This is a genomic window from Virgibacillus salexigens (assembly GCF_014905415.1).
Classification (GTDB): domain Bacteria; phylum Bacillota; class Bacilli; order Bacillales; family Amphibacillaceae; genus Virgibacillus; species Virgibacillus salexigens.
Map to the genome: position 1 here is coordinate 1 of NZ_BNEO01000143.1, position 303 is coordinate 303.

Consider the following 303-nt stretch of genomic DNA (forward strand, 5'->3'; position numbering starts at 1 on the left):
AGCATGATCACACCAGCTGTAAGAAGGCCGATTCCAAACATACGTATAGGTTGTTTCATTTGATTTTCTCCCTCTATCCAACTATTTATTTTCTACTCGCTCGTCAGTAAAATCTTCTGTATGCAATTCTTCTTCCAAGATCTTTATCTTTTTTTTCATTTGATATGTATCTTGCATTGTTGTAATTGAAAACTGTTCTAGCTGACTTTCAACCTCTTCAATTCGGACATTCATGAAAAAGGATATAGCAAGTAAAACAATTCCCATGACAATAATGGAAATAATTGCATATATCATGTGACT

At 33.3% G+C, this 303-nt stretch carries 1 protein-coding gene; it reads right to left on the reverse strand.

Annotation, left to right across the window (positions count from 1 at the left end; all coding sequences use genetic code 11):
- Positions 1-81: 81 nt before the first annotated feature.
- Positions 82-303: hypothetical protein (locus tag JKP73_RS22600; RefSeq protein WP_234447183.1), on the reverse strand; the 222-nt coding region annotated here is incomplete at its 5' end.